This is a genomic window from Fibrobacter sp. (genome assembly GCF_045601785.1).
Lineage (GTDB): Bacteria > Fibrobacterota > Fibrobacteria > Fibrobacterales > Fibrobacteraceae > Fibrobacter.
In genome coordinates this window covers 1-2,837 of record NZ_JAZSAF010000071.1, presented here as the reverse complement: position 1 = coordinate 2,837, position 2,837 = coordinate 1, and the positions used below count along the sequence as shown (strand labels likewise).

General features: G+C 45.5%; 2 protein-coding genes and 1 pseudogene. 1 reads left to right on the top strand and 2 read right to left on the bottom strand.

What is annotated here, in order from left to right; translation table 11 throughout:
- Positions 1 to 192: pseudogene (locus tag ACKI61_RS11310) on the bottom strand (nucleotidyltransferase); the annotation flags it as partial.
- Positions 179 to 463, bottom strand: coding sequence for a nucleotidyltransferase domain-containing protein (locus ACKI61_RS11305; RefSeq protein WP_407457804.1), 285 nt, complete (start codon positions 461 to 463; stop codon positions 179 to 181). The pseudogene ACKI61_RS11310 and the gene ACKI61_RS11305, both read right to left, overlap by 14 nt.
- A 543-nt stretch (positions 464 to 1,006) precedes the next feature.
- On the opposite strand from ACKI61_RS11305, the gene ACKI61_RS11300 reads away from it, so the two are divergent.
- The coding region (locus ACKI61_RS11300) for a hypothetical protein (RefSeq protein WP_407457803.1) at positions 1,007 to 2,837 on the top strand (1,831 nt) is incomplete at its 3' end.

Sequence of the window (2,837 nt, the reverse complement as noted above, 5' to 3'; positions counted from 1 at the left end):
CGGAGAACCGTTCTCAGCTTCGTTAATGGCGTGGGCTCGCATAACTTCTTGTAAAGTTTTCCATGACAACTCAAAAGCGAGACTAAATTGTCCGATAACACCAGTACGATAAATTTCATCGCTTTTTGCCATATCGCGATTGGAGTTTTTCAGCACGTCAAAACATGCAACAAAGTTGTCAAATTTTTGCATAAAGCAGGACTCCCTCGCGCTGGATGTTGTCTTTCAATTTTCTTGAAGCAACTCCGTCCATGTTAATTACATCGAACGAAAGTAAGGTGTCTGCTTTTTCTTCAAGCAGTTCCTCAAAACGGGCCAGATTGCCGCCGGACACCGCGAGGTCAATATCACTGCGTTCGCGGTTTGTACCTCGTGCCCTAGAACCAAATAGAATAACGCGGTCAAGGAAACATTCCTTGGCAAAGGTCTCTATCTGGTGTATTATGTTTATCGGCAAGTTCATTTGATGCTCCATTTACAATATACATTATTTACGGGAAGAATGGGCATGTTTATTGCAAGAAGGGGGCCGTATCCCCCTGGTTCGCACTACGTTGCTCTCCACCCCCTCGCCTAAGGGCGGACAGCACTTAGCACTTTTAGTGCTTAGTGCGCATGGCCACCAGGGTGGGGTTCCACCCCCTAAAACCCCCGAATTGTCACTTCCGCTTGATGCGGCACCTCCTTTTTCCCTGTCATCCCCGCTTCTTTTGTCATGCCCGCGCAGGCGGGCATCTCCTTTTTTACTATCATTCGTTTTGACATAACCTGTGGCGTAAAAACCGCAGGCGCGAGTTTAACGTAGAGTTAGCTCTTATTCCGTAGTCAGAAATCGGCAAAATTTCAAAAACCACAGGAATAAGGCGAACACTCACGTCCAGCAATGGGCGTGGGTCGTTTGTGCTTATCGTGGTATGGCTTTGCCGAGCCTCTGACTAGATAGTGCATTCGACGCCACGCTTTTTTTGTGGATTGACTGCACGGCATAAGGGCTAAAGGAGCCCTTATGAGTCTGTTCGAAAAGCTGCAAAAAGCCTCGTCCGAAGAAGATGTGAAGGCGGAATACATCAAGGCACTGCACCTTAAGCAGGTTCAGCGAAACCTGATAGATATTCAGACGCGCGAAGTTTGGTTTGAAGCGAAATTTGGCTCCAAGAAGTCGCTCTACGAGATGTTCACGCAGCTGCTTTTCTACATCCACCGAGCCCTCAAGGATGGCGAGCATATCCCTCCGTTCCTTTGCGTGGTCGATAGCGTCAAGGCCGCCATCATGAAGACCGATGTCGCGCTCCCGCTTTTACAAGACAAGAACATTCATATCAAGTGGGGCAAGTCCGCCAGCGACGTAACGCAGGATGCTTTAGATATTGTTTCGCAGTACATCGGCACACATTTCGTGAGTTTCAATATCGAAACCCATGAGAAAGAATTTATCGACACATTGCGAAACGCCATAGAAAAAGGCGAAATCATCCGCACGCAAATTACGCCCGACAATCTCAAACAGGTTTTCGATAAATGGGTCGAGATGGTCGGCAAGGAAATCGTGAATGCGGAACCCGAAAACTACGCAGAATTTTTCTATGCCGATGTGATGAGCGACGGCAAGATCAGTACCCACGAACATTTGTCTGCAGAACTGCTGCACAAGGGCAATAAACCTGTATTCCTGTTGAACGGAAAGACTTACGAAATCGCAAGTATGGATGGTTACAGCCAGTTCTGGGCGATTTATGATAGGCCGCCCAAAGAGGAATTCCGCAGTTACTTGCTGGAACGCCGCGACAGCCTGATTCCCGTTGACGAGCGGACTTTCAAGGGGGCATACTACACTCCGCTCAATGTGGTTGACAAGGCTTACGACCTGCTAGAAAAGACGCTTGGCGCGAACTGGCAGAAAGACTATTATGTGTGGGATATGTGTTGCGGTGTCGGGAATCTGGAAGCCAAGCATTCCAACCACCGTCATCTGTTCATGAGCACCCTCGATCAAGAAGATGTGAACATCATGAAGGCGGCGAAGATTTGCGTATCCGCCGAGCGTTTTCAATATGATTACTTGAACGATGACATTACCGATAACGGGACGATTGATTACAGCCTTACAAATAAAATTCCACAGACTTTGCAGAATGTCCTTCGTGATGCAAATGAAGGAAAGAAGAAATTATTGGTGCTGATAAATCCACCTTATGCAGAAGTTGGGAGTGCATTTAATGCTTCTTCTAAAGATAACACCGCTAAAACAGGTGTGAATAAAACACGGTTTGGACAATTCGGGATGAAAGAATTCGGTAAAGCTAGCAATGAACTGTTTACTCAGTTTGTGGCTCGAATCGCTAAAGAAATTCCGAATGCGACCTTAGCGATGTTTAGCACATTGAAATATGTCAATTCTCAAACAATGGAAGTATTTCGAAAACAATGGTGTGCTCAATATCTGGGAGGTTTTGTAGTACACTCAAAGTCTTTTGAAGGTCTCAAGGGAAATTTTCCTATAGGCTTTCTAATTTGGAAAACGTTCAATGTCATTGCGAGCAAAGCGAAGCAATCTAAATGTATGTTTCCGTCTGAGATTTCATGCGAGGTTCTCGATAAAAGTACAAATCCAATTGGCGAAAAGAAGTTTTATAATGCCCCAAATGAAAGATATCTTGCCACTTGGATTGACAGGCCTGAGCCGAATACTACTGAAATAATTCCATTAAAAAACGCGATATCGCCTGCAACTAGAACAACAGATTTGAGGTGTAAATTTTGGAGTGATGACGCTATTGGTTACATGCGAGTAAATAGTAACGACATGCAACAAGCCAATGATACTTCGCTTTTCTCTT